The following is a 5484-nucleotide window of genomic DNA, read 5'->3' as shown; positions in this document are numbered from 1 at the left end:
ACCAGAAGTCGATCACTCGGGAAGGTACGCCCTTCGCGTCCGCCTGAGGTCGATCCACAGGTCATGAGCATTGCTCCTGCTGGGTCAGTTCGAGGTTGTCGAGGCCGGCGAGTTCGACGACCTTGGCGTTCTTCTTGTCCTTGAGCTGTTCGCCGATGTAGTGGCCTGCGTTGAGGCCCATGCCGTAGTTGTCGCCGCCGATCCAGCAGCGGTAGGCCTGCGGGGAGGCGAAGACGCGGTCCAGGTTGATGACGGGGATGCCCGCCCTCATGGCCTGGAGGCCGACCTGGGTGAGTGCCTTGCCGTCGGCCGGCAGGATCACCAGGACGTCGACCTTCTTGTTGATCAGCGTCTGGATCTGGCCGATCTGCTGGGCGGTGTCGTTGGAGCCCTCGGTGATCTCCAGGGTGACGTCGGAGTACTTCTTCGCGCGGTTCTTGGCGTTGTCGTTGATGGCGTTGAGCCAGCCGTGGTCGGCCTGCGGGCCGGCGAAGCCGATGGTGACGGCCTTGCCCGGCTTGTCGTCCGCGACCGGGGCGGCGTTGTCCGCGGCCTGTTCCTGGTTCTTGGGCTCGTTGCTGGTGCAGGCCGTCAGCAGTGCGCCGGCGGAAACGGCTGCGGTGCCGAACAGCATTGCTCTGCGGCTGGTGGCGGGGGTTCTTGCCATGGCGGATCGACCCTTCGACTGGGCGGTGTGCGTCAGGTGGAGGCTGTGGGGGTGCCGGACTGGGGGAAGTGGCGGTGCCGGACTGGAGGAAGTGGGGTACCGGAGGCGGTGTCAGGGGCCGCCGTCCGGCGGCGTTGCACGGCGTCAGGCGTCGCCGCCGTGCAGCGAGCGGCGCTGGACCAGCACGGCGGCGACGATGATGGCGCCCTTCGCGATCTGCTGGACAGCGGTCTCGAGGTTGTTCAGGGCGAAGATGTTGGTGATCGTGGTGAAGACCAGCACACCGAGGACGGAGCCGACGATGGTGCCGCGGCCGCCGCTGAGCAGGGTGCCGCCGATGATCGCCGCGGCGATGGCGTCGAGTTCGTAGAGGTTGCCGTTGGTGTTCTGTCCCGAGCCGGCGAGCACGATCAGCATGAACGCGGCGATTCCGCAGCACAGTCCGGACAGCAGGTACAGGTACAGGCGCTGGCGGCGGACGTCGATGCCGGCCAGGCGTGCCGCTTCCGCGTTGCCGCCGACCGCGACGGTGCGGCGGCCGAAGGTGGTGCGGTTGAGGAGCAGCCAGCCGATGACGGTGACGGCGGCGAAGATCAGGACGAGGGGCGGGATGCCGAGGACGTAGGAGTCCCTGGCGCCGAGATCGAGCACCGAACTGACCGTCACGACCTGGGTGCTGCCGTCGGTGATCTGCAACGCCAGGCCACGGGCGGAGGCGAGCATGGCCAGCGTCGCGATGAAGGGCACCATCCGGCCGTATGCGATCAGCAGGCCGTTCACGAGACCGCAGCCCACACCGACGATCACGGCGGTGAAGAGGATGCCCGCGAAGCCGAATTCCTGTGTGGCCACGGTCGTCGCCCACACCGAGGCGAGTGCCACCATCGCGCCGACCGACAGGTCTATCCCGCCGCTGGTGATGACGAACGTCATGCCGACGGTGACGACGCCGATCACGGACGCCTGGGTGAGGACGAGCTGCAGATTGCTGGTCGCCAGGAACTCGTTCGGTGCGGTGATCCCGCCGACCGCGACGAGGACGGCGAGGACTCCGAGCAGGGACAGCGTGCGCACGTCCCACCGCAGCCCGAGGCGGCGCGGACTCTCCTGTTCTCCCGCTGACTTGGCGGCAGACGTCGGCGCGTCCTTGTGCGCCGCGGTGGCCGGCTGCGTCATGGCGTCAGGCTCCCTTCCATCACAAGATCGAGTACACGGTGCTCGTCGAGCTCCCGGGCGTCGGCCGTGTGCACGACGCTGCCTTCGCGGAGCACCAGCACCCGGTCGGCGAGACCCAGGACTTCGGGCACCTCACTGGACACGAGAAGTACGGCCAGGCCTTCGTCGGCCAGCCGGCGAATCACTGCGTAGAGCTCGGCCCGGGCGCCGATGTCGACACCCCTGGTCGGTTCGTCCAGCAGCAGCACCTTGCAGCCGCGCAGCAGCCAGCGTGCGAGCACCGCTTTCTGCTGGTTGCCGCCGGACAGGGTCCTGATGGCGGCGTCGGGGTTGTCGGGCCGAAGGGACAGTTCCCGAACCGCCTGGTGGGCCGCGGCGCGCTCGGTGCGCCGGTCGATCCAGCCCGCGCGGGCGAACCGGGACAGGGTGGAGACCGAGACGTTGCTGCTGACGGACTCCAGCATCAGCAGGGCCTGCGCCTTGCGTTCCTCGGGTGCGAGGCCGATGCCGGCGCGGACGGCGGCGCGGACACTTCCGGGGCGCAGGGGTGTGCCGTCGACGAGGACGCGGCCGCCGTCGGGTTTGCGGGCCCCGTAGATCGTCTCCAGGATCTCGCTGCGGCCGGACCCGACGAGCCCGGCCAGACCGACGATCTCACCGGGCCGCAGTTCCAGATCGACGGGCGTGAACTCCCCTCGCCGGGTGAGCCCTTGGACCTTCAGCACAGGTTCTCTTCCCTCGGCGAACCCGGCCTTGGGGCGCTCGGGGAAGACGTACTCCACGTTCCGCCCGGTCATCAGGGCCACGACGTCCTCGGTCGGGGTCGACTTGGCAGGCAGTCCGCCCGCGACCGACCGGCCCTCCTTCAGGACCGTGACCCGGTCGCCGATGCGCCGGATCTCCTCGAGACGGTGGGAGATGTAGATGACGGCGACACCCTCAGCCGTCAGATCGCCGACGATCCTGAAGAGGTTGTCCACCTCTTCGGGGTCGAGCGCCGCCGACGGCTCGTCCATCACGATCAACCGGACCTCGTGGGACAGCGCGCGGGCCATGGAGACGATCTGCTGTTGCGCCGCGGACAGGTCGCCGACCAGCCGGGTCGGATCGATCTCCGAGTGCCCCAGACGTTTCAGCAGCTCCGCGGTCGCCGTACGGGCGGCGGAGCCGCGCACGACGAACCCGGCGGAGGTGGGTTCGTGCCCGAGGAAGACGTTCTCCGCGACGGACAGCCCCTCGATCAGATCGAGTTCCTGGTAGATGGTGGCGATGCCCAGACGCATGGCGGCGACGGGTGACCCCAAGGTCACGGTCTCGTCCCGCCAGGTGATCTCACCGCTGTCGGGCTGGTGGGCTCCGGCGAGCACTTTGATCAACGTGGACTTGCCGGCCCCGTTCTGGCCGAGGAGGCAGTGGACCTCGCCGGCCTGGACCTCGAGATCGACACCGTCCAGGGCGCGAACGCCCGGGAACGACTTGGTGATACCGGACATGGTGAGCAGGGGTGGTTGCAGGGGTGGTTGTGGTGCCATGAGGAATCCCCTCGGCGGATGCGGGCCGTGAGCGGGCAGGGCTGTGCAAGGTGGTTCGGGTACACGGGTAAGTGGGCGGCTCTGGGAGACCCCTGGCGTCGCGTGCGTGCGTGCGTGCGTCGGGGCGTACCGGCTGAGTTGGGCAGGGCAGCTCTGATGGCCTGGCAGCGATGCAGTGGTGGGAGCTACCGCCGACACGTCATGCTGTGATTACGGCGGTGCTGTGGGTGATGCGGTGGCTCTACGGGTGTTGCGACGGCGCCATGGGGTTGCCCGGGCGTGATGGTGTACGTGAACGTCCCTGGGGTTGCAGTGGCGTCACGGAGTTGTGGTGGCGTGAGCGGCGACGGCTACCCACCATGGTGCGCGAGTGGGGATTGCTCCCCGCCGTTGGCGGTTGTTGCCGACGGTCGGGCAGCGGTCAGGCCGGTGAGAAGACGTGGTCGCTGATGAGCCGGGCCGCGCCGATGGCTCCGGCTACCGGCCCCAACTCGCCCAGCACGATCGGCAGGTTGCCGGTGGCCAGTGGCAAGGACTGCCGGTACACCTGGGTCCGGACACTGGCCAGCAACGTGTGCCCGAGCCCGGTCACACCGCCGCCGATCACCACCAGCCCCGGATTGAAGAAACTGACAAGTCCGGCGATGACCTGCCCCAGACGCTTCCCGCCCTCCCGAATCAGCTCCAGAGCCACCGCGTCCCCTGCTGCCGCGGCAGCCGACACATCCACGGCCGTCAGACGTCCGGCTGTCTCCAGCCGGGCAGCGAGCTGCGCCGACCGGCCCTCACGCGCGGCCTGCTCCGCGTCACCGGCCAAAGCGGCACCACTGAAGTGGGCCTCCAGGCAGCCCCGGTTGCCGCAGGCGCACGGCCGTCCGTCGGGAACGGCCTGGATGTGCCCGATGTCGCCGGCACTGCCGGTCGTCCCCCGGTGGACCTCGCCACCGACGACGATGCCGCAGCCGATGCCGGTACCGATCTTGACGCACAGGAAGTCGCCCACGGAGCGTGCGACGCCCGCGTGCTGCTCCCCCATCGCCATCAGGTTCACGTCGTTGTCGACCATCACCGGGCAGCCCAGTTCCTGGCTGAGCGCCTCCCGGACCGGGAACCCGTCCCAGCCCGGCATGATCGGCGGGGCCACCGGTACGCCCTCGGGGAAGCGGACCGGCCCCGGGACGCCGATGCCGGCGCCGTCGAAGCCCTCCGCGACACCGGAGGCCTTCAGCTTGGCCGCCATCGACAGCACTTGCTCGAAGACGGCCACCGGCCCCTCGCGGACATCCATGGGATGATTCAGGTGCCCCAGGACCTCCAACTCGGCATTCGTCACGGCGACATCGATCGACGTGGCACCGATGTCGACACCGAGGAAACGCAGCGTCGGCGCGAGCCGAATGTTGTGCGACCGTCGGCCGCCCCGGGACGGGGCCAGCCCGTCCGCGACAACCAGCCCCGTCTCCAGCAACCGGTCGACTTCGACGGCCAGCTTCGAGCGGGACAGGTCCACCAGATCGCCCAGCTGGGCACGAGAGTTGGACCCGTTGTCACGCAGGAGACGAAGCAGTCGCGCCTGATGCGCGTTCTCAGGTCGAGCAGTCATCCGTCTCACGATCCCTCCTCTCCCCTCACCCTCGGCTGGGGACCCAGCCGGCCTGTTCCCGACGACTGCGCCGTCAGGCTGTCTCGGAGAGGAACGTAACAACGATTTTCCAGACTTGGAAGTACTTACGCAGCAGTAGAGGTCTTCTTTTTCCACGGAGAGGACAAAGTCTGGGCGGGTGGTCTCCGAAGTCATGGGGCGGAACGGCCGCCACCGGGAGCACGGCTGTCGTCTCCTGGAGATCCCTTCAAGCCGCAGTGCGCCACCGCGCGCCCTAGAGGTCACAAGGACGAGACACGTCTTGACCAGGCGAAACTCCAACGCGCCCTACGGGATGTCGGGCCCGTGGTGGAGCTGTGGGTCCCCGCTCCGTGCGGCCGCGGATGCAGCCGAAACAACCCAAGTCGCCAACCAGATACGCGGCCCTGCTCACCCCGCTCCACCCCAACCAGGAAGGGTGCGGCTCTCCTGGGTCGCGGCAGGGTTTCGGTTGCGCCGCATGACCG

Annotated in this window: 3 protein-coding genes and 1 pseudogene; all 4 read right to left on the bottom strand. The window is 68.6% G+C overall.

Annotated features, from left to right (window positions below; all coding sequences use genetic code 11):
* Positions 1–76 precede the first annotated feature (76 nt).
* Positions 77–667: pseudogene (locus L0P92_RS41700) on the bottom strand (substrate-binding domain-containing protein); the annotation flags it as partial.
* Positions 668–811: 144 nt separating this feature from the next.
* Positions 812–1843: an ABC transporter permease gene (locus L0P92_RS41695; protein WP_234768349.1), complete on the bottom strand. Its 1032-nt coding sequence runs from the start codon at positions 1841–1843 to the stop codon at positions 812–814.
* Complete coding sequence (locus tag L0P92_RS41690; protein ID WP_234768348.1) at positions 1840–3375, bottom strand: sugar ABC transporter ATP-binding protein; 1536 nt, start codon at positions 3373–3375, stop codon at positions 1840–1842. The genes L0P92_RS41695 and L0P92_RS41690 overlap by 4 nt, the downstream gene beginning before the upstream one ends.
* Before the next feature lie 421 nt (positions 3376–3796).
* Positions 3797–4978, bottom strand: coding sequence for an ROK family transcriptional regulator (locus L0P92_RS41685; protein WP_234768347.1), 1182 nt, complete (start codon positions 4976–4978; stop codon positions 3797–3799).
* Positions 4979–5484 lie beyond the last annotated feature (506 nt).

Source organism: Streptomyces muensis, from assembly GCF_021474425.1.
Taxonomy (GTDB): Bacteria; Actinomycetota; Actinomycetes; order Streptomycetales; family Streptomycetaceae; genus Streptomyces; species Streptomyces muensis.
Note: the sequence above shows the minus strand (reverse complement) of the source record. Positions and strands in the feature narration are given on the sequence as shown.